The following is a 22,442-nucleotide window of genomic DNA, read 5'->3' on the forward strand; positions in this document are numbered from 1 at the left end:
TCGATCAGCGCTGCTTCATGACGTCGCGCCCCTCCGCGTTGCCGCCACGCGCCGCGTCGAGGACTTCGGGATACGGATAGTTCAGTCCCAGCAACTGGCGGATGTCCGCGCTCGCGTTCTTCACGAACGCCTCGGGCAGCGCGGCGGGCAGGTCTTCCATCGGTTTGACGAACTTCGGCAGGTACTGCGTGATGATCGCCGAGCGATCGATGCTGCTGCGGTTCGGCATCGCGCAATGCCACACCGCACCGAAGAACAGGACCGTGTCGCCCGGCTCGCCGAGCATGCGCTCGCAGCGCTCGAAGAAACGATCGCTTTCGTCAGGGTAATGCAGCTCGCGCTGGCTGCCGGGGACGAACGCGGTGGCGCCCGTTTCCTCGGTGAAGGGGTCGAGCATGATGGTCGCCTGCGCGTTCAGGGCGAAACTGGAGTTGATCAGCGCCGGATGCGTCTGCGGCGAATGGAAGTCCCAGTACGGATAATCGATATGCGGTTCCTGGCCCGGACCGCCCGGAAGGATGCGGTTCGCCGCGATCGATCCCATGATGAATTCGCTGCCGATGAAGGCGCGCATGACTTTCATGATGGCGGGATGGGCGGCCATGCGGGAGAAGATCTCGCCCTTGGCCAGCAGGTTCCACACGCGGCGCTGCAGGTTGATGCGTCCGGCGCGCTCCGCGTCGCCCTGGAAATGCGTGACCTTGCCGCCTTTCTCGTCCCGGTTCGATTCACGCATCACGATGTCGCGCGCCTCGGCGATTTCGGCCGGGGTGAACAGGCCGCGCAACGTGACCGCGCCGAGGCCCCGGAGCAACTCGTGGACGATCGCGTCGGTGTCGAGGTTGTCCTCCGTGTAGACGGGGATGGGATGCGACGGCGAGCGCATGGTCTGGGCGGTGGCGTTCATGGCGGGCTCCTGCCGCGTGGCCGCGGCGTGTCGAAGGGCGATGGCTGGCACGTTCGGCACCTACGCTAGGCCGATTTGCAAGCGCTTGCAAACTGCGCTGCAACATACGTAGAGTCGGGCCATCGACGGATGGGAGACTCGCCTTGAAGCACGAGCTGCGCATCGGCCTGATCGGCGCCGGTTACATGGGCAAGGCGCACACGCTGGCCTTCCAGAGCGTCGCGGCCGCCTTCGACACGCCGATGCGACCGGTGTGCGAGATGATCGCGACCTCCACCGCCGCGGGTGCCGCCGAGGTGGCCGCCCGCTGGGGCTGGACGCGATCGACCGGCGACTGGAAGCAACTGGTCGACGATCCGCGCGTGGACGCCGTCGTGATCGCCACGCCGCCGCGCACGCACCTGCCGATGGTGCTGGCCTGCGTCGCGGCCGGGAAGCCGGTGTTCTGCGAGAAGCCGCTCGGCGCGACGGCGGAGGAATCGCTGGTGATGGCCGAGGCCGTCGAGATCGCGCGATTGCCCAACATGGTCGGCTTCAACTATATCCGCACGCCCGCGAGCCAGCTCGCCCGCCAGATCGTCGCGTCCGGGGAGATCGGCGACGTGATCCAGGTGACGGCCGAGCACGTCGAAGATTACCTGCACGATCCGTCGCTGCCGGCCTCGTGGCGCACGCGGATCGCCACGGGAACCGAGGCGGGCGCGCTTGGCGACGTCGCGACGCACATCGTCAACGCCTGCCTGAGACTGGTCGGGCCCATCGAGAGCCTGGTCGCCGACCTGGCGATCGTTCAACCGATGCGGGAGGGTCCGGACGGACCCGAGGCGGTGGAGAACGACGACCAGGGCCAGATGCTGCTGCGCTTCGCCAACGGCGCGAGTGGGAGCCTGAGCTTCAGCCGCATGGCCGCGGGCCGGAAGATGGGCTACACGTACCGCATCACGGGAACCCGCGGCGCGATCCATTTCGACCAGGAAGACCAGAACGCGCTGTGGCTGTACGACGCGTCAAGCGAACCCGCGCGGCGCGGTTTCCAGAAGCTGTTGATGGGCCCGGCGCACCCGGACTACCTCGCGTTCAACCAGGGCGTCGGCCACGGCACCGGCTACAACGAGCAGATCACGATCGAGGCGCGCGATTTCCTGCAGGCGATCGCCACTGGCGACGCCGTGTGGCCGACCTTCCGCGACGGCTTGGAGGTCGACCGCGTGATCGCGGCCGCGCTGGTGTCGCACCGTGAACGGCGCTGGGTATCGCTTTGACGTGGCGAATCCCGGCTGGCGTCAACGCAGGCTCGCGCGGGTCACCAGTTCGCAGGGAAAGAGCTTGCTGCGCGGCACCGCATCGGGGTGTTCCATCCACGCGACGATGCGGTCGATCGCATGGAGCACCATGTCGTGGATGGGCTGTCGCACGGTCGTGAGCGAATAGGAGGCCCACGCGGCGAGCGGCATGTCGTCGAAGCCGATGATGCTCACGTCTGCCGGCACGCGCACGCCGCGCTCGCGACACGCGTCGATCGCGCCCATCGCCAGCACGTCGTCGGCGCAGAACACACCGTCGAGGTCGTCGTCGCGATCGAGCAGCGCGTGCATCGCGAGGCGCCCGTGCTCGTGCGTGTAGTTGCCGGCGTGGATCGTCTGGCGCAGGAGCTTGCGCGCGACGTCCGCGAAGCCCTTCTCGCGGTCGATCGTCGAGGCGTCGTGCGCCGACCCTCCGAGGAACGCGAGCCGCCGAAGGCCTCGCTCACGCATCGCGCCCGCCACGAGCCCACCGCCCGCCACGTTATCGACGGTGGCCACGGGCACCGGGGACGAGCGCCCCGCCCGCCCGAACACATGCAGCACGGGCAGACCCGCCGCCCGGCACGACGCGGCGAAACCAGCCGGCGGCGCCGAAGTGGCGATCAGCACGGCATCGACGCTGTACTGGCGAAGCATGTCGAGCGCGGCCTTGCCGTCCTCGCCCTCACCGAGGTTCGCCAGCAGCGGGCGAAGGCCCCGTGCCTGGAGTTCGCGGGTGAAGAGGTCGAAGACCTCCATGAAAGTGGGATTCGCGAAATGGTTGGAGACCAGGCCGATGAGTTCCGTGCGGCCGGTCATGAGGCTGCGCGCGAGCTGGTTCGGTCGGTAGCCGAGCGCCGCCGCGGCCTCGAGCACTCGCTCGCGCGTCTTCGCCGAGACGCTGGCGCCTTCGGTGAAGGTGCGCGACACGGCGGAGATCGACACGCCCGCAGCCTCGGCGACGTCGCGAGCGGTGGGGCGTTGCGAAACGGGTGGACGGAAGCTCATGCGAACTAGGTTAGCGCAGTCGCGCGGCGGGAGCGGGCCGCGTGGGGGTCTTGCGCCGTGCGAAAAGGGCCGGCGGCTCATCGCGAGGAGCTGTCGCGGCCGGGTCCGCTCCTACGGCGGCTCGGCGCAAAAAAAGCCGGGCGATCGCTCGCCCGGCTTTCGTGTGGCACCGATGGTCGTTTAGCGCAGGATCGCCTTCGGGTCCTGCTTGTCCTTCAGCGCCGCGCAGAGCAGGGTCTGCTCGCTGGTCTGCGCAAGGCCGCGGTCGGCGCCGCTGACCTGGCCGAGACGCGGCTTGAAGAACGCGCTCATGCGATCGGCTTCGGCCTTCGAGCAGCTGCCGCCGGCCGCCATTTCGGGCAGCTTGCCGCCGGCGAAGCTGCCGGTGCGGGCGACGATCTTGTCGTAGTTCGTCGTGAACCACTTCCACAGATCGGCACGCGTCGCTTCCGACTCGCGACCGCCGCGCAGCACCATCGCCATCTCGCCCACCTTCACGTCCTTGCCGAGGGCGAAGTCGCGCACCTTGTTGGCGAGGGCCGGGTCGGTCGCGTCGCCCAGCGCGATGAGCATCGCGTTGCGCTTGGCAGGATCGGACGTCTTCGGCACTTCGGCCATCAGGGCCTCGACCGCCGGGGCGCCACGCTCCTCGACCGCCACGCCGAGCGCGGAAGCGAGCATGTCGGAATCGGCCGCGTCGAGATCGAGCCTGCCGTCCTTGGTCTTCAGCGCCGCGTCGCCCTGCTTGAGCAGTTCGGCGCGCACTTCCGGCACGCCGATGTCCTTGTCGGCCAGGAAGCCGGCGAGGGTCGTGCGCGTGATCGTGTCGTTGTCCGGCTCGCCGGCCTTCTTGCGGTAACCCAGCTGCTTGAGCTTCGGCAGGTAGGCGTCGGTGGCCCACTTGCGCAGGCGCTCGCGCTGCGCGTCGGTGGTGGCTTCGTTGTCGAGGATCCAGTTGAACGTGCCGATCGGCGCGGTGAACACTTCGCGCGTCTTCGAGGCGGTCAGCGGCTTCGTCGCGGCGAGGTAATCGCCCGCGTCGAGGTCGCCGTGCTGGAAGCCGGCGCGCACGGCGTCGGCATAGGCCAGCTGCTCGGCGTCGGTCAGCGTCGAGACCACCTTCGCCAGCGCGGCCAGGTCGGCCTTGCTCTGCGAGAAGCGGTAGTAACCGCGACCGTCGGCGTTCGGCAGCACCCAGCTGTTCTTCGCCGCGCCGTCGAGGACCATCGTGCCGGTGGCCTTGTCGAGCAACTCGCACTTGACCTTGTTGCCGCCACCTTCCACGCCGTAGCGCACGCACATCGGCACGCCCCACACGCGGCTCGCGTCGCCGGTGCTGCCCAACGGCAGGTAACGGCTCTGGGCCAGGTGCAGCACGGTCTTGCCGCCTTCCGTCTTCACTTCCGTGCTGACGTACGGCACGCCGGACTGGTCGAGGAAGGTACGGAACGCCTTCTTGAACGCGTCGCCCTGGCCGGCGGCCTCGGCGATCGCATCGATCAGGTCGTCGGCCGTGGCGTTGGCGAACTTGTGCTTCTGGATGTACGCACGCATGCCCTTCTGGAACACGGAATCGGTGACGTAGCCCTCGAACATGCCGAGGACCGCGGCGCCCTTCTGGTACGTGATGCCGTCGAACGCCGTCTCGATGTCGCCGTTGCCGGTGATCGGCTGGCGGATCTTGCGCGCGCTGACGAGGCTGTCGTTGTTCATCGCGCCCTGCGCGCCGCGGACGCGGTCGAGGTCGGCGCGGTATTCCGGGTGCACCTTGATGGTGACCTTCTGCTGCATCCACGTGGCGAACGCCTCGTTGAGCCAGAGGTCGTCCCACCAGGCCATCGTCACGGTGTCGCCGGTCCACTGGTGGGCCAGCTCGTGCGCGTTGACGTTGAACGAGCCACGCACGTACTGCGCGGCCGAGTCCGGATCGATCAGCAGCAGCCAGTCGCGGAAGGTGACGAGGCCCGCGTTCTCCATCGCACCCGCGCTGAAGTCCGGCGCGGCGAGCAGGTCGAGCTTGTCGTACGGATAGCCGAAGCCGTAGTAATCCTCGAGCGTGTGGATGATCGAGTTCGTCTCGCCCAGCACGTGCTTCATGCGGTGGCCTTCGCCCTTGGCGGCGATTCCGCGCAGCGGGGTGGCCGTCGTGCGGTATTGCGTCGGCGTGATGTCCGGACCCTTCTCGATGTCCCACGGGCCCACGGCGAACGCGACGAGGTAGGTCGGCAGCGGCTTGGTGGTCGAGAACGTGAGGGTCTTCCAGCCCGCGCCAGCCTTCTCTTCCTTGATCTGGGCCGTGTTGGCGACGCCCTGGTCGTCGGCCGGGATGGTCAGCTGGATGTCGAACGGCACCTTGAACGAGGGCTCGTCGAAGCCCGGGAACGCGTAGCGGGCCGACACCGGCTCCATCTGCGTCATCGCGTACGGGATGCCTTCGTGCGAGACCTTGTACAGGCCCTGCAGCTGCTTGTTGAGCGGCGCGCTGAACTCGATCGCGAGCGTGATCTCACCTTCCAGCTTCGCGCCGAGATCCACCCGCGCGACGCCTTCCTTCTCGGCGGCGACGGTGTACTTGCCGGTGTGCTTCTTGCCGGCGGCGTCGGTCACGGTGACCTTCGAGACCTTCAGTTCCTTGCCGTGCAGCCAGACGAAGTCCGACGGCTGCGTGAGCTTGATGCGGATGGTCGACGAGCCGGAGTAGTCCTCCTGCTTCGGGTCGACCTTGAAGGCGAGCTTGTAGGACTCGGGCTGGGCCCACGTCGGGAGATGGCCAAGCGGTGGCGCGGCGTCCGTGCCGGCGGCGAGCGCGGCGCCACAGCAGGTGGCGAGCGCGGTGAGGATGAGGGGACGGACGAAACGACGCATGGCAGGTGGGACTCCCTGTGGTTGAACCCCCATCCTGCGAACAAGCATGACGTTCGACACAGTGCCAGAAGGCACCCCGTCCCCGTTGCGGCGCGTCAGAACTCCACGATCGGCTTGAACCCGCCGAAGAACATCCGCTTGCCGTCGAAAGGCAGGTTCCTGGGGTCCGAATACTCCGCAAGCCTCGGATCCGCCATCACTTTCTTCATGATCCGGTCGCGGTCGCGGCGGCTCTTGTAGACGATCCAGGAGAACACCACGACCTCGCCCTCCTTCAGTTTCACGGACTGCGGAAAAGAGGTGACCTTGCCGGGCTTGACGTCGTCGGCGACACATTCGGAGTACGCGAGCGCCCCGAACTCCATCCAGATCTTCCCGGCCTTGCGTGCCATCTTTTTGTAGTCCGCCATCCGGTCGAGCGGAACCGGCGCGACGAAACCATCGACGTAACTCATGGTGCGACCCTCCCTCGGTGTGGTGGGGGCGAGGGTGGCGCAGAACGAAGAAAGGCCGCGTTAAACGCGGCCTTTGCGGACTTTCTCAAACGGGGCGACGAATCAGCCGGCCGCGTCGGCCTGCTCGAGCACGACCGCGACCGCGTGGATCACCGAGGCGATGCGCACCGCGCTCTGGATGGCCTGGACGCTGACGCCGCCATCGCGCAGCACCTTGTCGTGCGAGTCGATGCACATGCCGCAGCCGTTGACGGCCGAGACGGCCAGCGAGACGAGCTCGAAGTCGTTCTTGGCGTCGCCCTTGTAGGCGCCGATCACGTTCATGCGCAGCTTCGCCGGGATGGTGGCGTACTCCGGATGGCTGACCAGGTGCTGGAAGCGGTAGTAGATGTTGTTCATGCCCATGATCGCGGCCGAACCCTTGGCGGCGGTCAGCTGCTCGGCCGTGGCGTGCTCGGCGGCGAACGCGGCGATGGCTTCGGTCAGCGGCTTGTAGCGGGCGGAGTAGGCGGAGCCGAGCGCGACCATGGCGATCTGCGCCTTGTTGAGGCCGGGCGCACCCGCCTCGCTCAGCACGGAATCGAGGTTGAGCTTCAGGTCCTTGGCGTATTCGGGAAGCTGGCTGCGAAGATCGGCGACGCTCATGGATGCACCTTCTTTTTCGAATGAATGGGGCGCGGAATGGCTCGACGCGAAGGCGCCGGTTCACGCGGGACACGTGGGGTGTCGGGGGAAGAGGTAAAAAACGGGGCGGTGAAGAGGACTTCACCGCCCCTGGACTGCCCGCGCCGCGCGGGGGGAGGGAGGGTCCGCGGCGAGGGACTTACGACCGGGTGAGGCTTAGGCGACCTTCAGGGTCTCGTCGCCGGCCTTCCAGTTGCAGGCGCACAGCTCGTCGGTCTGCAGGGCGTCGAGGACGCGCAGCACTTCGTCCGGGTTGCGGCCGACGGAACCGGCGGTCACGTAGGCGAACTGGATCTCGCCGTTCGGGTCGACCAGGAAGGTGGCGCGCTGGGCGACGCCTTCGTCGGTCAGGATGCCCAGAGCCGTCGTCAGCTCCTTCTTGATGTCCGCGAGCATCGGGAACTTGAGGTCCTTCAGATCGGCGTGATCCATGCGCCAGGCGCGGTGGACGAACTCGGAATCGGTCGAAGCGGCGAGGATCTGGCAGTCACGGTCGGCGAACTGCTCGTTGAGGTCGCTGAAGCCCTTGATCTCGGTCGGGCACACGAAGGTGAAGTCCTTCGGGTAGAAGAAGACGAGCTTCCACTTGCCCTCGTACGACTTGTCCGAGATGTCGACGAACGCGTCTTCGATCTTGTTGGCGAGGGGGCCACCGGCCACTGCCTTGAGGTTGAACTGGGGGAACTTATCGCCAATGCTCAGCATCTTTTCGACTCTCCGTTGAGGGTGGGTTGAACGCGTTTGCGCGCTGCGTGGCGCGACCAGAAGGCAAGCTTACCGGTCCTGCCGATATATTCCAAATCGATTGTTGGCATGAATGTGATAGGCTACGGCTATTGCCTGGTCGTCCCCGAGCGTGCCGCCATGAACCTGCGTGACCTCTCCTATCTCGTCGCCCTGGCCGAGCACCGGCATTTCGGCAAGGCGGCCGAAGCCAGCTTCGTCAGCCAGCCCACCCTGTCGACCCAGATCCGGAAACTGGAGGACGAACTCGGGGTGGCGCTCGTGGAACGTACCCCGCGGAAAGTCCTCCTGACGGAAACGGGCCGTGAAATCGCCCGCCGCGCCCGTTCAGTGCTCTCGCAGGTCGACGAGATCCGCTCCATCGCCCAGCGGACCCGCGACCCGGAATCGGGCACGATCCGGCTCGGCATCTTCCCCACGCTGGGGCCCTACCTGCTTCCGCACGTGATCCCGCGTCTGCGCGAGCGCTTCCCGCGGCTGGAGCTGCTGCTGCGCGAGGAGAAGACCGAGCAGGTGCTGCACATGCTGCGCGAGGGCACGCTGGACGCCGGCATCCTCGCCCTGCCCGTCCACGACGATTCGCTGCACACCGAATTCCTGTTCGAGGAACCCTTCGTGCTGGCGGTGCCCAGCAGCCACGAACTCGCCTCGCGGCGCTCGCTGCGGATGGACGACCTCTCGGAGCAGAACCTTCTTCTGCTGGAGGACGGCCACTGCCTGCGCGACCAGGCGCTGGAGGTCTGCCAGCTGGCCGGCGCCGGCGAGAAGACCGGCTTCCGCGCCACCAGCCTCGAGACGCTCCGGCAGATGGTCTCGGCGAACGTCGGCATCACGTTGCTGCCGTCGCTCGCCGTGAAGCCTCCGGTCGCCCAGTCGCCGAACGTCAGCCTGGTCGCCTTCGACGCGCCCGCGCCCAGCCGTCGCATCGCGATGCTCTGGCGGAAGAGTTCCGCGATGACGCCGTTCTTCGAGGCGCTGGCGGCCGTGATCCGCGACGTACCTGCAGGCCTTTTCGACACCCGCGACTGCACGGCCGGTCAACGGGAATCGACGACGGGCGTTGCCCTTCCCTCTTCCTGACGGTTCGGTGACATGCGCGTCTGGCTCGCGGTAGTGCTCCTTGTCTGTGGCTGGGGCGCCTTCTCCTGGTGGCAGCATCGGCCCGTGCACAACGCCCCCGGCGTACTGGCCGGCGGCATACCGGACCAGGAAGACGTCGGGCAGGCCGCGACGCTCAGCCGCGGCCGCTTCACGCTGACCACGCGCGCCGCGTTCGCCATGACCGGCCGCGTCCTCTCGCGCGAGGACTACCAGTTCGACGACCTGGCGCCGATCGCGCCCACGGACCTGGCGATGGGCTGGGGCCGCATGTCGGACAGCGGGGTGCTCGACCGGATCCGCATCTCGCAGTCGAACCGGTTCTACTACTGGTACACCGACCACTACCCGATTCCGCGCCGCGAAATCGAGGATTCCAGCGCCAACATGCACATGATCCCCGCCAACGACACCGTGGCGCGCGAGCTGCGCGAGGTGCGGCCCGGCGAGGTGGTGCGTCTGCAGGGCTTCCTGGTGGACATCAAGCGCGACGACGGCTGGCACTGGAACACCTCGCTGACGCGCGAGGACACCGGCGCCGGCGGCTGCGAGATCGTGCTCGTGGAGTCCATCGGCGCCGCCGGCGCCGGCGGCGCGCAGGTCTTCGATCAGTAGGCCAGCAGGGTGTGCAGCGGCAGGGACGCGGGCCATTTGCCGCGGCCGTTCAGGCCCGGCAGTTCGATGACGACGCTCGCCCCGAGCACCTCGGCGCCCAGTCGCTCGACGAGGCGGCGGGCGGCCTCCAGCGTGCCGCCGGTCGCCAGCACGTCGTCGACGACGATGACGCGCTCGCCGGGCGCCAGCGCGGACGAACCGATCTCCAGGCGATCCATGCCGTATTCGAGGCCGTAGTCGACGCCGACCACCGGCGGCGGCAGCTTGCCCGCCTTGCGCAACGGCACGAAGCCGGCGTCGAGCGCCCGGGCCATGGCCGCGCCGAAGATGAAGCCGCGCGATTCGATGCCGCAGACGGCGCCGATGCCCTGCCCGCGCCACGGTTCGCACAGCGCGTCGATGCACGCGCCGAACGCGGCGGCATCGGCCAGCAAGGGGGTGATGTCCTTGAACATGATGCCTGGACGCGGAAAGTCCGGCACGTCGCGGACGAGGTCGTGGAAGGCCTGCATGGGTGATCCTGGAAGAATGTCGGGGCGTTTCAGGCCGGAAACGTGACCGCGCCGAAGTCGTCGTCGGACGCGGCGGCGGCACGCGCCTCGGCCAGCTGGGCGTCGATCGCGCGCACGATGCCCTCGGCGGCTTCCGCCGCGCCGTCGGGCACCATCACCGCGAGGAAGTCGCGCGCCGGCAACTGACCCACCGCGCCGGTGAGGAATTCGCCGGCGATGAACGCCGGGATCTCCGCCCGCTCGAGGGCGTCCTTGACGAGGTGGGCGTCGATCAGGGACTCGGCGTGGTAGGCGATGCGCATGGTTCCACGCTACCCGTCGGCGGCGCGTCCGGCAAGCGTCCGGGGCCCAACGGAGGTAAACTCCCCCGTTTGCGCGCCCCACTTCTCCGAGTCCTTTCGATGTCGACCGAAACGCCCGTCCTGCAGCAGCATTTCATCCGCCAGATCGTCCGCGACGACCTGGCCTCCGGCAAGCACAAGGTCATCCATACCCGCTTCCCGCCGGAGCCGAACGGCTACCTGCACCTCGGGCATGCCAAGTCGATCTGCCTGAACTTCGGCCTCGGCGCGGAATTCCACGGCACGTGCAACCTCCGCTTCGACGACACCAACCCGTCGAAGGAAGACGTCGAGTACGTCGAGGCGATCCAGCGCGACGTGAAGTGGCTCGGTTTCGAGTGGGCCGAACTGCGCCATGCCTCCGATTACTTCGAGGTGTTCTACCGCTCGGCGCTCAAGCTGATCCGTCTCGGCGTCGCCTACGTCGACGACCTCAGCGCCGACGAGGTGCGCGAGTACCGCGGCACGCTCACCGAGCCCGGCCGCAACTCGCCGTACCGCGACCGTTCGATCGAGGAGAACCTCGACCTCTTCCAGCGCATGCGCGCGGGCGAGTTCGCCGACGGCAGCAAGACGCTGCGCGCGAAGATCGACATGACGGCCGGCAACATCAACCTGCGCGATCCGGCGCTGTACCGCGTGCGCAAGGTGCACCACCAGAACACCGGCGACGCGTGGCCAATCTACCCGATGTACGACTTCGCGCATTCGCTCTCGGACGCGCTGGAAGGCATCACGCACTCGCTGTGCACGCTCGAGTTCGAAGATCACCGCCCGCTGTACGACTGGTGCGTCGACAAGGTCGATCTCGCCAACGATCCCGCGCTGTGGGAGCCCCTGCTCAAGGCCGGCCTGCCCACGTCGCCGAGCAAGCCGCGACAGATCGAGTTCTCGCGCGGCAACCTCAACTACACGGTGATGAGCAAGCGCAAGCTGATCACGCTGGTGTCCGAGAACCTGGTCGACGGCTGGGACGATCCGCGCATGCCCACGATCGCCGGCGTGCGCCGTCGCGGCTTCACGCCGGCGGGCATTCGCCTGTTCTGGGAGCGCATCGGCGTCAGCAAGCAGAACAGCACGATCGACATGAGCGTCCTCGAAGGCGCCGTGCGCGAAGACCTCGATGGCACCGCGCCGCGCCGCATGGCCGTGATCGACCCGCTGAAGCTCACGATCACCAACCTCGACGACGCGCACGCCGAGACGCTCACGTTCGCCAACCATCCCAAGGACGAGTCGTTCGGCAGCCGCAGCGTGCCATTCTCGCGCGAGCTGTGGATCGAGCGCGAGGACTTCGCGGAAGTGCCGCCGAAGGGCTTCCATCGCCTGAAGCCGGAAGGCGAGGTGCGGCTGCGCGGCGTCGGCATCGTGCGCTGCGACGAGGTGATCAAGGACGACGCGGGCAACGTGGTCGAGCTGCGCTGCACGCTCGATCCGGAAACGCGCACCGGCATGCCGGGCTCGGACCGCAAGGTGAAGGGCACGATCCACTGGGTCAGCGCGCGCGACGCCGTGCCGGCCGTGGTGCGCCTGTACGATCGCCTGTTCGACGTCACCGATCCCGACGACGACAGCGACGGCAAGACGTACAAGGACCACATCAACCCGCATTCGCGCCGCGTCGTGCACGGCTTCGTCGAACCCGCGGCCGCCGGCGCGGCGCGCGAGGACCGCATGCAGTTCGAGCGCCTGGGCTATTTCGTCGCCGACATGCACGACCACACGCACGACGCACCGGTGTTCAACCGCGTGGTGACCCTGCGCGATTCGTGGGCGAAGCAGGCCTGATGCTCTACGCGCAGATCCATCTCACGCTGCCCGCCTGGGTGCACGACGCGGTCGACACGACCACGACGTACCCCGGCGACGAGGCCAAGGTCGGCCTCGCGATCGAACTCTCGGCGCGCAACGTCGATCTCGCCACCGGCGGCCCGTTCGGCGCGGTGGTGTTCGACGGCGACGACCGCATCGTTTCGGTGGGCACCAACCGCGTCGTGCCGCACACCTGCTCGGTGGCGCACGCCGAGATGATGGCGTACATGACGGCGCAGCAGCGCCTGCAGCGGTTCCGCCTCAACGAGGACGGCAGCCGCTTCGTGCTGGCGACGAGCTCCCAGCCCTGCTGCCAGTGCTATGGCGCGACCGTCTGGGCGGGCATCGACGAGCTCCTGATCGGCGCCCGCTCGGAAGACGTCGAGGAACTCACCCCGTTCGACGAAGGCCCCCTGCCTGCCGACTGGATCGGCGAGCTCGAGCGTCGCGGCATCGCGGTTCGGCGCGACATCCTGCGCGACCGCGCGCGCGAGGTGCTGCGCCGTTACGGCGAATCGGGCGTCGCATATTGATCGCGCGGCGCGCCCGGTGACCCGCTGGCGCGCCATCCTGCCGCTGTGCCTGCTGCTGGCCGCTGGCGCGACGCTGCTCGCCGGCGGCGTGCTCGACCGTTTCGACCCGCACCGCCTGCTGGCCGACGAAGGCATGCTCCGATCGGGCATCGCCGCGAATCCCGTCCTCGCGCGCTTCGCGTACGTGGGCGTGCTGACCCTGGCCATCGCGACGGGCGTGCCCGGCACGATCGTGATCGTCCTCGCGGGTGGCCTGCTCTTCGGCGCCCTGGAAGGCACGGCCCTGTCGTCGGTGGCGCTCGTCCTCGGCTCGCTGCTGCTCTATCTCGCCAGCCGCTATGCGTTCGGCCCGGGCGGCCGCGAACCCCCGGCCTTCGCGCGCAAGCTGCGCGAGGGCTACGCCGCGCACCCCGTCACGTACACCCTCGCGCTGCGCTTCGTCCCCATCGTGCCGCTGGGCGCCATGACCGTGGCGCTGGCCTGGCTGCGCTGTCCCCTCTGGCTCTTCCTCGGCGCCACGTGGCTGGGCGGCACCGTCTCGCTCTTCGTGGAGAGTTCGGTCGGTGCGGGCCTCGCGGCCACGCTCGCCAGCGACGGCCCGATCACGGCCGGCAGGTTCCTGGACGGCCGCATCCTGCTCCCGCTGGGCGCGTTCGCGGTGCTCACGATCCTGCCCCTGGCCATCCGGACTATCCGTTCGCGCCTGCGCCGCGACGACTGACCCACCCGTGTTTCTGCGCTAGGCTAAAGCCTCGCTCGCCGCCCCAAGGCGCCGTGCCGGGGGAACCGAATGCGTGACATGACCGCTCCATGGCTGGAAAAGGTTTGGCGCCGCACGTCGCTCGTGCAGCGCCTGACGTGCGTCGCGCTCGTCCCCACCGCCATCAGCGCGGTCCTGCTGGTCACGCTCCTCACCCGCCACCAGATGGACACCCTGCACGAGATGGGCCGCTCCACCGCGGACGCCATCGCCCAGCAGGCGGCCTCGGTGTCGGGCGACGCGCTACGGACGGGCGAGCGCCGCGAACTCGGGCGTATCGCGCAGTCGATCGTGCAGTTGCCGCAGGTATCGCGCGTCCGCATCGCGAACCGCGACGGTGAGATCGTGGCCGACCGGGTCAACGGCTCGGTCGGTGGCGACGACGACAGCCTGACCGTCGCACGCGAGATCCTCGATCCGACGACGCACCGCGCCGTGGGCTCCGTCACCGTGGACGTCAGCGTCGAGGACGCGATCGCCGCGCAACGCGCGAGCGTGCACAACGCGCTGGTGTGGCTCGCGCTCAGCCTGCTGATCGCCGTGATGATCGGCTGGTCGACCGCGCGCTGGCTGAGCGCGCCGCTGCGGAGCCTGGCCATCGCGGTGCGCCAGCTCGGCCTCGGCGACCGCACCGTCGTCGTTCCGGTCACGGACGATACGGAGATCGGCGATCTGCAACGCGGCTTCAACGGCGCCGCTTCCAAGCTGCTGCACGCGCAGATCGGCATGGAGCGCGAGATCGTCGCGGCCACCGAGGAACTGGCCCGCAAGAACGCCGCGCTGGAGGCGGCCAGCGTCGCCAAGGCGCGCTTCCTCGCCGCGGCCTCGCACGACCTGCGCCAGCCGCTCTATGCGCTGACCCTCTTCTCGTCCGGCCTCGCGGTGGACGAATACGATCCGATCCGGCTCAACCGCATCGCCCACATCCAGGAGTGCGTGGAATCCCTCGACCACCTGTTCGGCGAACTGCTCGACCTCTCCCGGCTCGAGACCGGCGCGATGCCGGCGGTGGTACGCGACGTGCCGCTCGATGAGGTGTTCGAGGAAGTGAGCGTGAACTTCCGCATGGTGGCCGAGCAGCACGATCTGCGCCTGGTCGTGCGCACCACGGGCCTCTGGGTGCGCGCCGACCGCACGATGCTCGCGCGCATCCTGAACAACCTCGTGAGCAACGCGTTGCGCTACACGCGCTGCGGCGGCGTGCTGGTAGGCGCGCGGCGCCGGCTCGACGGCTCCGTCCGGGTCGATGTCTGGGACACCGGCCTCGGCATCGCGAGCGAACACCTGCAGCACATCTTCGACGAGTTCTACCGCGTGGAGAGCGGCCCCGAAGCGGGACGACCGGAGGGCACGCGGCGGGGTCTGGGCCTCGGGCTGTCCACGGTGCAGAAGCTCGCCGGCCTGCTCGGCACGCGCGCCAGCGTGCGGTCCAAACCCGGCAAGGGCACGCTGTTCTCGGTCACGTTGCCGGAAGCGCAGCCGGGTGTCGGCACGGCCGAGCCGGTGGCCGCGCCCGCACCGTCGCCCGGCATCCCGCGCGACATCGTCGGCATGCGCGTGCTCGTCATCGACGACGAGCCGACCATCCTGGCGGGCATCAGCTATCTGCTGGGCAGCTGGGGCTGCGAGGTGATGACGGCCGAAGACGCACAGCAGGCCATGGAGGCCGTGCATCAGTGGATGCAGCCGCCGGACATCGTGATCTCGGACCTGCGCCTGCGCGAGGGCACCGGCCTCGACGTGCTCGCGCTGCTGGATCGTTACTACCGGCGCCGCCCCGGCGATCCACCGCCGTTCGCCCGCGTACTCATCACCGGCGAGACGCGCGGCGACTTCCTGCGCAACATCGACCAGGCGACGACGCAGGTGCTGTTCAAGCCCGTCTCACCCGAGCGGCTGCACCAGGTAATGGTTTCGGCGTGGACTGTCCATCATGCGGCCGTCTGAGACCGGATGGCCTGCTTGCCGTGGCGCCCCGGTGAGGCTATGGTCCCGGTCAACGGGGTGGCTCGCGGTCCACGCGGGCGGAGGGAAGGCATGCGTGTCCTGATCGCGGACGATCATCGGCTCATCATCGAAGGCGTGAAGCTCAAGCTTCGCGAGCTGGGCGACGACGTCGTTTTCGTCGAGGCCGAAACCGTGGCGCAGCTGGAACGCGTGCTCGCGACCCAGCCGCTTCCCGAGGTCGCGCTGATCGACATGGCCATGCCCGGCGCCGATGGCGTCAAACACATCGAGCATGCCGTGGCGGCGCTGAAGGACCCGGGCGACGATGGCTCGTCGCGGGCGCGGCCGGTCATCGTGCTCTCGGGCACCGAAGACCCCTCGGCCATTCGCCATGTGCTCGATCTCGGCGTCCAGGGCTACATACCGAAGTCGTCGCCTCCCGACGTCATCCTCAACGCCGTACGGCTCGTCGTCGGCGGCGGCATCTACGTGCCGCCCGAAGCGATGAAATCCGCCTCGGTACCGACGATGGCGCCGGCGTTCGCTTCCAACGGCGACGGACTGACGACGAAGGAGCGCCTGGCCACCGTGCTCACCGAGCGCCAGATCGACGTGCTCAAGCTGCTGGCCAAGGGCCGCCCGAACAAGTTGATCGCACGCGAGCTCGGCATCAGCGAGGGCACCGTCAAGATTCATCTCGCGGCGATCTTCCGCGCGCTCCACGTGCGCAACCGCCTCGAGGCGCTGGTCGCCGCCCAGCACCTGGGCGACTGACGACCGGCACCGGAACCATACCGCCGGCCTGGATGCGGGTCGGGGGACGCACGGATCGCGAAGTACGCGGACACGACGCGGGGCAGGCGCGATGCGATCAGGCGTGAACGGTGCGGCGAGGTTGTGGCTGCGCGGCTGGCTTGCCGCGTGGTTCGCCTGCGTGCTGTTCCAGATGCCCGCGATGGGCACCTCGGCGGGCAGCGTCGATCCCGATGCGCCACTGACCTTCGGCATCCTCCCCATCGGCGGTCCCGCCGAATCGCTGGACGCGTGGCGGCCGATGCTGGACGACCTGCACAAGGCACTGGGTCGCCCCATCCGTGCCATCTCCGTGACCACCTACGAAGGCATCGCGCAGGCGATCAGCGAGCAGCGCGTCGACATCGCGTTCCTGTCGGGACGCCTCGCGCTCGACGCCGTCACCCGGCAGAACATGCAGGTGATCGGCCGGCTGACGCGCGGCGACGGCTCCCGCGGTTACTACGCCGTGCTGCTCACGGCGACCGATTCGCGCATCCGCACCGTCGACCAGTTGCTGGCGCGGCCCGGCAAGTGGCGCTTCGCGCGCGGCGAGGCACTCTCCGTTTCGGGCTACCTTGTGCCGGAAACCCAGCTGTTCGCGGCACGCGGACTGGATTCGGACACGTTCTTCGCCAGCGTGCACATCGACAACCACCAGAACAACGCGCTGGCCGTCGCCAACGGCGAGGTGGACGTCGCGACGAACAACTCGGCCGACCTGGAGCGCTTCCGGCAGCACTTCCCGGACCAGTACGCGCGGCTGCACGTGCTGTGGAAATCGTCCCTGATTCCGCACGCGGTGATCGTCATCCGCAACGACCTGCCTCCCGCGCTGCGCGAACAGGTGGCCGCCTTCATCACGGGCTACGGGAAGGGCAAGGACGGTGCGCGCGAAGAGGCGAACCTGAAGCTCATCCACGACATCAGCGGCTTCGCGCCTGCCGGCAACGCGGAGCTCGTACCTTTCGCCGATATCGAATACGCCCTGGAAAAACGCCGCGCCGAGTCGGCGCAGTGGGTGAGCGACGGCGCGCGCGACGCGCGATTCCGCAAGATCCGCATCGACCACGATGCGCTCATCGCGCGGCTCCGCGACAAGTGATAGACCGAAAGGTATAGGCCGGCAAGGTTAGCTCCCCTTGTCTATCGCGCGACGAACGCGCGTTTCATAGATTCGTCATGAAGCTTCGTGCCAGAAGGCCGCCTCATGACCGCGTCGCCGCCAACGCCAGGAAGGCCAGCATCGTTGCGACGGCAGCTCGTCCTCAAGGGACTGCTGCCGATGGTCGCCGTCGCGCTCGCGCTGTCGATCATGCTCGGTGTGCAGCACATGCGCGCCATCGATGCCGAGTCGCAGGCCGTGGCACGTATCCAGTCCATGCGTATCGGATCGTCCCTGGAGGGATGGAGCGGCGACGACGCGCTGCGCAACGCGCTCGCCAGCGCGCTCTCGCGCAGCCCGTCGACGCGGCTTGCGATCCTGCACCGCGACGACGCCCCGGATCTCGTCGTGGACAGCGGCCGCCGTTTCGACGAGGCGCGCGCGCTGCGTCTGCTCGTGAACACCAGCAAGGGCAACCTGGAAACGGTAAGCGACGGCAGCGCGGCACACGAACGTCGCGTCGCCGGGTTGCTCATGACGTTGCTGTTATGCGCCGGCGTCATGATCGTCTTCGCGTTCGCGCGGCGTGCGATCGAGCGGGAGGTGGTCGCGCCCGTGGAGCGCGTCCGCAGCCGCATCGACCGTTTCCTGCATCCGCGCGGCACGCACGTCGCGCCGGACGCCGACGAGTGGCACCAGATCGACGCACTGCTCGACGAGCTCGTCGAGCTTCGCGCGCGGCACGACGCCGCCCTCGCCGACGCGCTGCGCCAACGCCTGCAGGACATCGCGCGGCATACGCGCTTCGTGGAACAGGTCGGGGACCACTTCCGACAGCCGCTTCAGGCGCTTTCCCTGTTCGTCGCCGGGATGCAGCCCGGCGAGGACCTGCGCCAGCGCGCGGTGCTCGGGCAGATGCGCAGCAGCCTTACCCGGCTTGGCGAACTGCTGGACGGCCTGCTGGAGATGGCGCGCTTCGACGCCGGGGCCGTCGAACCCGCCACGGTCGACCTCATCGCGTCCGATCTCTTCGTGCGCGGCCGCGCGGGCATCGAGGCCGACGCGGCGCGCCTCGGCGTGGACGTCCGCTGGCGCGGCGGCCGCCTGCCGATCCGGACCGATCCCGCGTTGTTCGGCGAACTGCTCCATCGACTGGTCGCCAACGCGGTGCTGAGCACGCCGCACGGCCGCGTGCTGGTGGCGCTCCGTCGACGCGGCGACGCGATCCGGCTCGAGGTGCGCGACAACGGCATGGGCCTCGAGCCCGGCCTGGAAACGCGCGTGTTCGAAGAGTTCACCCGACTCCCCGGCCATCCAGGATACGGGCTCGGACTGGCCGTCGCGCGGCGCATCGCCGACACGCTCGGCGGCCGCATCGGGGTGCGCTCGAGCCCGGGGCGCGGCAGCCTGTTCTGGGCGGAATTCGATGCCATGGCGATCGGCGCGTCCGCCCGCACGGCCGCCGCGTTGAGCCGTCACCCGGCGATCTGACCGGCCCCTGTCCGCCGACCGCGGACCGGCGTATCGTTCGCGGATTGCTACCTGAAGAACCTTTTCGAGGAACGCGGGCGTGGCGAGCATCAACTGGTCGGACACCGCGCCCATCGTGGCGTTCGTCGGCGTGTTCGCGGGCGCCGTCGGGCTGCCCGTGCCCGCGATGCCGACGCTCATCGTCGTCGGCAGCACGCTGGTCGCCGCGCGCGACCCGCTGCTCATCATCGGCACGTTCGTCGCCGCCCTCGCCGGCGCGTTCCTCGGCGACGCCGCCTGGTTCCTGACCGGCCGTCGCTTCGGTTACCGCGTACTGGACGGGCTCTGCCGCATCTCGCTCTCGCCGGACACCTGCGTGCGCCGGGCGAGCGGCTTCTTCGAGAAGCGCGGCGTCAAGCTCCTGCTGGTGTCGCGCTTCATACCGGGGCTCTCATTGGTCGCCATTCCGATCGCGGGCGCCAGCGACACGCGGTTCTCGCGCTTCACCGTCTACGACCTCCTCGGCGCCGCGTTGTGGATTTCCGTGGGCCTGTCCGCCGGCATGCTGTTCTACCGGCAGATCGACGCGGTGCTCGCGATCCTTCGCCAGTTCGGCATCGGCCTCGCCGCCGCGGGGCTCATCGCGCTGGCGCTGTGGATCGTGTTCCGCTACGTGCGCCGCACGGTGCTGATCATGCGCCTGCGCAAGACGCGGATCTCGGTGGACGAACTGTCGATGCTGCTCGCCAGCGAGCCCGGCGCGCTGATCGTCGACGTGCGCTCGGCGATGAGCCGGCGCGACGACCCGTTCGTCATTCCCGGATCGAAGCTGTTCGATCTCGCGACCGCAGACGTCGAACTGGCCACCCTGCCCCGTCACAGCTCCGTGGTCATCTATTGCTCGTGCCCCAACGAAGTCTCCGCGGCCAAGGTCGCCGAGCGGCTGAGCAAGCTCGGGTTCGCGAACGTGCGCCCCCTCACGGGGGGTCTCGGCGCGTGGCGCGAAGCGGGCGGCGATGTCGAGGCGATCGTCGTGGCCACCTGAACGCGGCACCCGCTCGGGTTGTGCCGTCGGCCGCCGCCTCGTAAACTTGCCGGTTCCCGCGTGTGGGTCGTTAGCTCAGTTGGTAGAGCAGCGGACTTTTAATCCGTAGGTCGCCGGTTCGAATCCGGCACGACCCACCATTCGCTTCTTGCGCGCCATGCGCTCCCGATACGTCATACCGGCGCACGCCGGTATCCACGGCGAGACGAATCACACGTAACGCGTCGGATCCGGCACACCGGCCTTGGCGAAGCCTTCGGCGCGCAGGCGGCAGGCGTCGCAGTGTCCGCAGGCGCGACCCTGCGCATCGGCCTGGTAGCAGCTCACGGTTTCCGCGAAATCCACACCGAGGCGCATGCCCTCGCGCACGATGTCGCCCTTGCCCATCTGCATCAGGGGTGCGTGGATGCGGATGCCGGCGCCTTCGACGCCCGCCTTCGTCGCGACGTTCGCCAGCGCCTCGAAGGCCTCGATGAACGCGGGACGGCAATCGGGGTACCCGGAGTAGTCCACGGCGTTGACGCCGCAGAAGATGTCCGTCGAGCCGAGCACTTCGGCCCAGCCGAGCGCGATCGACAGCATGATCGTGTTGCGGGCGGGTACGTAGGTAACGGGGATGCCGTCGCCGCCTTCCTCCGGCACGTCGATATCCGCCGTGAGCGCCGAGCCACCGATACTGCGCAGGTCGACGTGCACCGTCTTGTGCACGACCGCGCCAAGCAGGTTCGACACGCGCTCCGACGCCTCGAGCTCGGAACTGTGGCGCTGCCCGTAGGCGACGCTCAGCGCATACACCTCGAAGCCCTGCTCGCGGGCCATCGCGATCGTAACCGCGGAATCCATGCCGCCGGACACCAGGATCACGGCCTTGCGGGGAGCGTTCGGAGCATTCATGACGTCGTTACCTGATTCGAATCAGTGTCCCGCGGCGTCGTTCCACAGCAGCTTGTGCAGCTGCAACTGAAAACGTACCGGCAGGCGTTCGGCGAGGATCCATTCGGCGAGTTCGCGCGGCTGGACCTTCGACCACACGGGAGAAAACAGCACCATCACCTTGCGGTCGAGCGCGTGCTCGGCCACGACGTCGCGCGACCATTCGAAGTCGGCGCGGCTGGCGATCACGAACTTCACCTGGTCGTGCGGCAGCAGGTGGTCGAGGTTCGCCCAGCGATTGCGGGCGCTCTCGCCGGAATCCGGCGCCTTGAGGTCCATCACCTTGCGCACGCGCGGGTCGACGGCGGAGACGTCGAGGGCGCCCGAGGTTTCGAGCGATACCTCGTACCCGGCATCGCACAGCTTGCGCAGCAGGATCAGGCAGCGCTTCTGTGACAGCGGCTCGCCGCCGGTCACGCAGACGTGCCGCGCGCCGTGGCTGGCGACCTCGGCGAGGATCGCGTCGATGTCGTGCCACTGGCCACCGTGGAACGAATACTCGGTATCGCACCACACGCAGCGCAGCGGGCAGCCAGTGAGGCGGACGAAGACCGTGGGCCAGCCGATCGCGTCGGCCTCGCCCTGCACGGAATGGAAGATTTCGGTGATGCGCAGGCGTTCCGCGACGGGCGATGCCGGCGAGACGTCCGCCGGAGTTGCGGTGTTGCCAGTCATGACGTCAGTTGGCCGTCTGGCGCTGCAGGCGGCGCAGGCGTTCCTGTGCGAGACCCGCGGCCTTGGTGCCCGGATACTTGGTGGTGACCTGCTTCAGGGTCGCCACGGCGGCGTCCTGCTGCTTCAGTTCGATCTGGCAGTAGCCCACCTTGAGCAGGCCGTCGGAGACCTTGTCGCTCTGCGGGTACTGCTTGACGAGGCGCTGGAACGCTTCGATCGCGACCGGGTAGTTCATGGTCACGTAGTAAGACTCGCCCAGCCAGTAATAGGCGTTGGGCGCGAGCGGGCTGTCCGGGTACTTCACCAGGAAGTCGCGGAAACCGCGCGAGGCCGTGACGTAATCGCCGGCGCGCAGCGACTTGAACGCGGCGTCGTAGGCGGCCTGCTGGTCGGCGCTCGCGGGCTGCGACGGCGCGCTCTGGGGCGCCGCGGCGGAAGCCTGCGTGGCCTGGGCGGCCGGGGTGGCGGCAACGGCCGCCGGAGGCGGAGCCGACGGCGTCGTGGCCGAAGGCGCGGGCTGCGCGGAGGCGGCACCGCCCTTTTCGAGACGACCCAGGCGCGAATCGAGATCCGCGTACTGCGCCTTCTGGGAATCCTGGAGTTGCTGGTTCTGGTGCTGGAGCTCTTCGATCTGCCCCTGCAGCTGCGACACCTGCTGCTGGAGATCGTTGACCTGGTTGACCAGCGACGTCGTGCCGGCCTGCGCCTGCGACTGCTGCTCGAGCCGCGACACGCGGTCTGCGAGGCTGAGGCGGGAGTCCTGGGCGTGGGCCACGACGGCAAAAAGCGTGGCGGACGCGAATGCGCCCGCCACGCCAAGCCTGGCCATGTAACTGGTAGCCAGTGTCTTCTTCATTA

General features: G+C 68.5%; 22 protein-coding genes and 1 tRNA gene. 12 read left to right on the forward strand and 11 right to left on the reverse strand.

What is annotated here, in order from left to right; all coding sequences use genetic code 11:
• Nucleotides 1-4: 4 nt before the first annotated feature.
• Nucleotides 5-907, reverse strand: a complete 903-nt coding sequence (locus J2X58_RS18635; RefSeq protein WP_310050267.1) for a phytanoyl-CoA dioxygenase family protein — start codon at nucleotides 905-907, stop codon at nucleotides 5-7.
• A 143-nt stretch (nucleotides 908-1,050) separates the two neighbouring features.
• Between J2X58_RS18635 and J2X58_RS18640 the strand changes: the two genes are divergently transcribed.
• Nucleotides 1,051-2,169, forward strand: a complete 1,119-nt coding sequence (locus J2X58_RS18640) for a Gfo/Idh/MocA family oxidoreductase (RefSeq protein WP_310050269.1) — start codon at nucleotides 1,051-1,053, stop codon at nucleotides 2,167-2,169.
• A gap of 21 nt (nucleotides 2,170-2,190) precedes the next feature.
• Here the strand turns inward: J2X58_RS18640 and J2X58_RS18645 are convergent, their stop codons facing one another.
• The 5 genes from J2X58_RS18645 to J2X58_RS18665 form a co-directional block, all read right to left on the reverse strand.
• The gene (locus J2X58_RS18645) at nucleotides 2,191-3,198 is read right to left on the reverse strand and encodes a LacI family DNA-binding transcriptional regulator (RefSeq protein ID WP_310050271.1); all 1,008 of its coding nucleotides are present in this window, start codon (nucleotides 3,196-3,198) and stop codon (nucleotides 2,191-2,193) included.
• 180 nt (nucleotides 3,199-3,378) lie between these two features.
• Nucleotides 3,379-6,063, reverse strand: a complete 2,685-nt coding sequence (locus J2X58_RS18650) for a M1 family metallopeptidase (protein ID WP_310050273.1) — start codon at nucleotides 6,061-6,063, stop codon at nucleotides 3,379-3,381.
• Nucleotides 6,064-6,158: 95 nt separating this feature from the next.
• On the reverse strand, nucleotides 6,159-6,518 hold the full coding sequence (locus tag J2X58_RS18655) for a DUF1428 domain-containing protein (protein WP_310050275.1): 360 nt from the start codon (nucleotides 6,516-6,518) through the stop codon (nucleotides 6,159-6,161).
• A gap of 102 nt (nucleotides 6,519-6,620) precedes the next feature.
• A complete protein-coding gene (locus tag J2X58_RS18660; protein ID WP_090055159.1) occupies nucleotides 6,621-7,163 on the reverse strand; it encodes a carboxymuconolactone decarboxylase family protein in 543 nt (180 codons plus the stop codon).
• 195 nt (nucleotides 7,164-7,358) lie between these two features.
• Entirely contained in the window at nucleotides 7,359-7,907 is a 549-nt protein-coding gene (locus J2X58_RS18665; protein ID WP_090055160.1) for a peroxiredoxin, read from the reverse strand.
• Between the two features lie 159 nt (nucleotides 7,908-8,066).
• Between J2X58_RS18665 and oxyR the strand changes: the two genes are divergently transcribed.
• Both oxyR and J2X58_RS18675 read left to right on the forward strand, forming a co-directional pair.
• Entirely contained in the window at nucleotides 8,067-9,026 is a 960-nt protein-coding gene (gene oxyR / locus J2X58_RS18670; protein ID WP_310050313.1) for a DNA-binding transcriptional regulator OxyR, read from the forward strand.
• A 12-nt stretch (nucleotides 9,027-9,038) separates the two neighbouring features.
• Nucleotides 9,039-9,659, forward strand: coding sequence for a hypothetical protein (locus J2X58_RS18675; RefSeq protein ID WP_090180766.1), 621 nt, complete (start codon nucleotides 9,039-9,041; stop codon nucleotides 9,657-9,659).
• On the opposite strand, the gene J2X58_RS18680 is transcribed toward J2X58_RS18675, so the two are convergent.
• The gene (locus J2X58_RS18680; RefSeq protein WP_310050281.1) at nucleotides 9,653-10,171 is read right to left on the reverse strand and encodes an adenine phosphoribosyltransferase; all 519 of its coding nucleotides are present in this window, start codon (nucleotides 10,169-10,171) and stop codon (nucleotides 9,653-9,655) included. The genes J2X58_RS18675 and J2X58_RS18680 overlap by 7 nt on opposite strands.
• Nucleotides 10,172-10,200: 29 nt before the next feature.
• Entirely contained in the window at nucleotides 10,201-10,473 is a 273-nt protein-coding gene (locus J2X58_RS18685; RefSeq protein WP_090055164.1) for a DUF2007 domain-containing protein, read from the reverse strand.
• 99 nt (nucleotides 10,474-10,572) lie between these two features.
• Here J2X58_RS18685 and J2X58_RS18690 point away from each other — a divergent pair, with 99 nt between their 5' ends.
• The 9 genes from J2X58_RS18690 (at nucleotide 10,573) to J2X58_RS18730 (ending at nucleotide 20,116) form a co-directional block, all read left to right on the forward strand.
• Nucleotides 10,573-12,300: a glutamine--tRNA ligase/YqeY domain fusion protein gene (locus J2X58_RS18690; RefSeq protein ID WP_310050285.1), complete on the forward strand. Its 1,728-nt coding sequence runs from the start codon at nucleotides 10,573-10,575 to the stop codon at nucleotides 12,298-12,300.
• Nucleotides 12,300-12,857, forward strand: coding sequence for a nucleoside deaminase (locus J2X58_RS18695; protein ID WP_090055168.1), 558 nt, complete (start codon nucleotides 12,300-12,302; stop codon nucleotides 12,855-12,857). The genes J2X58_RS18690 and J2X58_RS18695 overlap by 1 nt, the downstream gene beginning before the upstream one ends.
• 16 nt (nucleotides 12,858-12,873) lie before the next feature.
• Nucleotides 12,874-13,578, forward strand: a complete 705-nt coding sequence (locus tag J2X58_RS18700; protein ID WP_310050289.1) for a VTT domain-containing protein — start codon at nucleotides 12,874-12,876, stop codon at nucleotides 13,576-13,578.
• Nucleotides 13,579-13,656: 78 nt separating this feature from the next.
• Nucleotides 13,657-15,564 carry a hybrid sensor histidine kinase/response regulator gene (locus tag J2X58_RS18705; RefSeq protein WP_254779201.1) on the forward strand — a complete coding sequence of 636 codons (1,908 nt, stop codon included), beginning with the start codon at nucleotides 13,657-13,659 and terminating at the stop codon, nucleotides 15,562-15,564.
• 90 nt (nucleotides 15,565-15,654) lie between these two features.
• A complete protein-coding gene (locus J2X58_RS18710) occupies nucleotides 15,655-16,338 on the forward strand; it encodes a response regulator transcription factor (protein WP_090055173.1) in 684 nt (227 codons plus the stop codon).
• 91 nt (nucleotides 16,339-16,429) lie between these two features.
• Entirely contained in the window at nucleotides 16,430-17,461 is a 1,032-nt protein-coding gene (phnD, locus tag J2X58_RS18715; RefSeq protein WP_310050296.1) for a phosphate/phosphite/phosphonate ABC transporter substrate-binding protein, read from the forward strand.
• A 144-nt stretch (nucleotides 17,462-17,605) separates the two neighbouring features.
• The gene (locus tag J2X58_RS18720; protein WP_310050299.1) at nucleotides 17,606-18,952 is read left to right on the forward strand and encodes a HAMP domain-containing sensor histidine kinase; all 1,347 of its coding nucleotides are present in this window, start codon (nucleotides 17,606-17,608) and stop codon (nucleotides 18,950-18,952) included.
• A 79-nt stretch (nucleotides 18,953-19,031) separates the two neighbouring features.
• Complete coding sequence (locus tag J2X58_RS18725) at nucleotides 19,032-19,976, forward strand: DedA family protein/thiosulfate sulfurtransferase GlpE (protein WP_090055179.1); 945 nt, start codon at nucleotides 19,032-19,034, stop codon at nucleotides 19,974-19,976.
• 64 nt (nucleotides 19,977-20,040) lie between these two features.
• A tRNA-Lys gene (locus J2X58_RS18730) sits at nucleotides 20,041-20,116 on the forward strand.
• Between the two features lie 70 nt (nucleotides 20,117-20,186).
• Here J2X58_RS18730 and queC read toward each other — a convergent pair.
• From queC to ybgF, 3 genes are read right to left on the reverse strand one after another with little or no spacing between them, the layout of a single operon-like run.
• Nucleotides 20,187-20,870 (reverse strand): 7-cyano-7-deazaguanine synthase QueC, encoded by a 684-nt coding sequence (gene queC, locus J2X58_RS18735; RefSeq protein ID WP_090055181.1) that lies wholly within the window; start codon nucleotides 20,868-20,870, stop codon nucleotides 20,187-20,189.
• A gap of 21 nt (nucleotides 20,871-20,891) precedes the next feature.
• Entirely contained in the window at nucleotides 20,892-21,584 is a 693-nt protein-coding gene (gene queE, locus J2X58_RS18740; protein WP_090055183.1) for a 7-carboxy-7-deazaguanine synthase QueE, read from the reverse strand.
• A gap of 4 nt (nucleotides 21,585-21,588) precedes the next feature.
• The gene (gene ybgF, locus J2X58_RS18745; protein ID WP_177191211.1) at nucleotides 21,589-22,440 is read right to left on the reverse strand and encodes a tol-pal system protein YbgF; all 852 of its coding nucleotides are present in this window, start codon (nucleotides 22,438-22,440) and stop codon (nucleotides 21,589-21,591) included.
• Between the last annotated feature and the right edge of the window lie 2 nt (nucleotides 22,441-22,442).

It is taken from the genome of Luteibacter sp. 3190 (assembly GCF_031456385.1).
In the GTDB taxonomy this organism is placed as follows: Bacteria; Pseudomonadota; Gammaproteobacteria; order Xanthomonadales; family Rhodanobacteraceae; genus Luteibacter.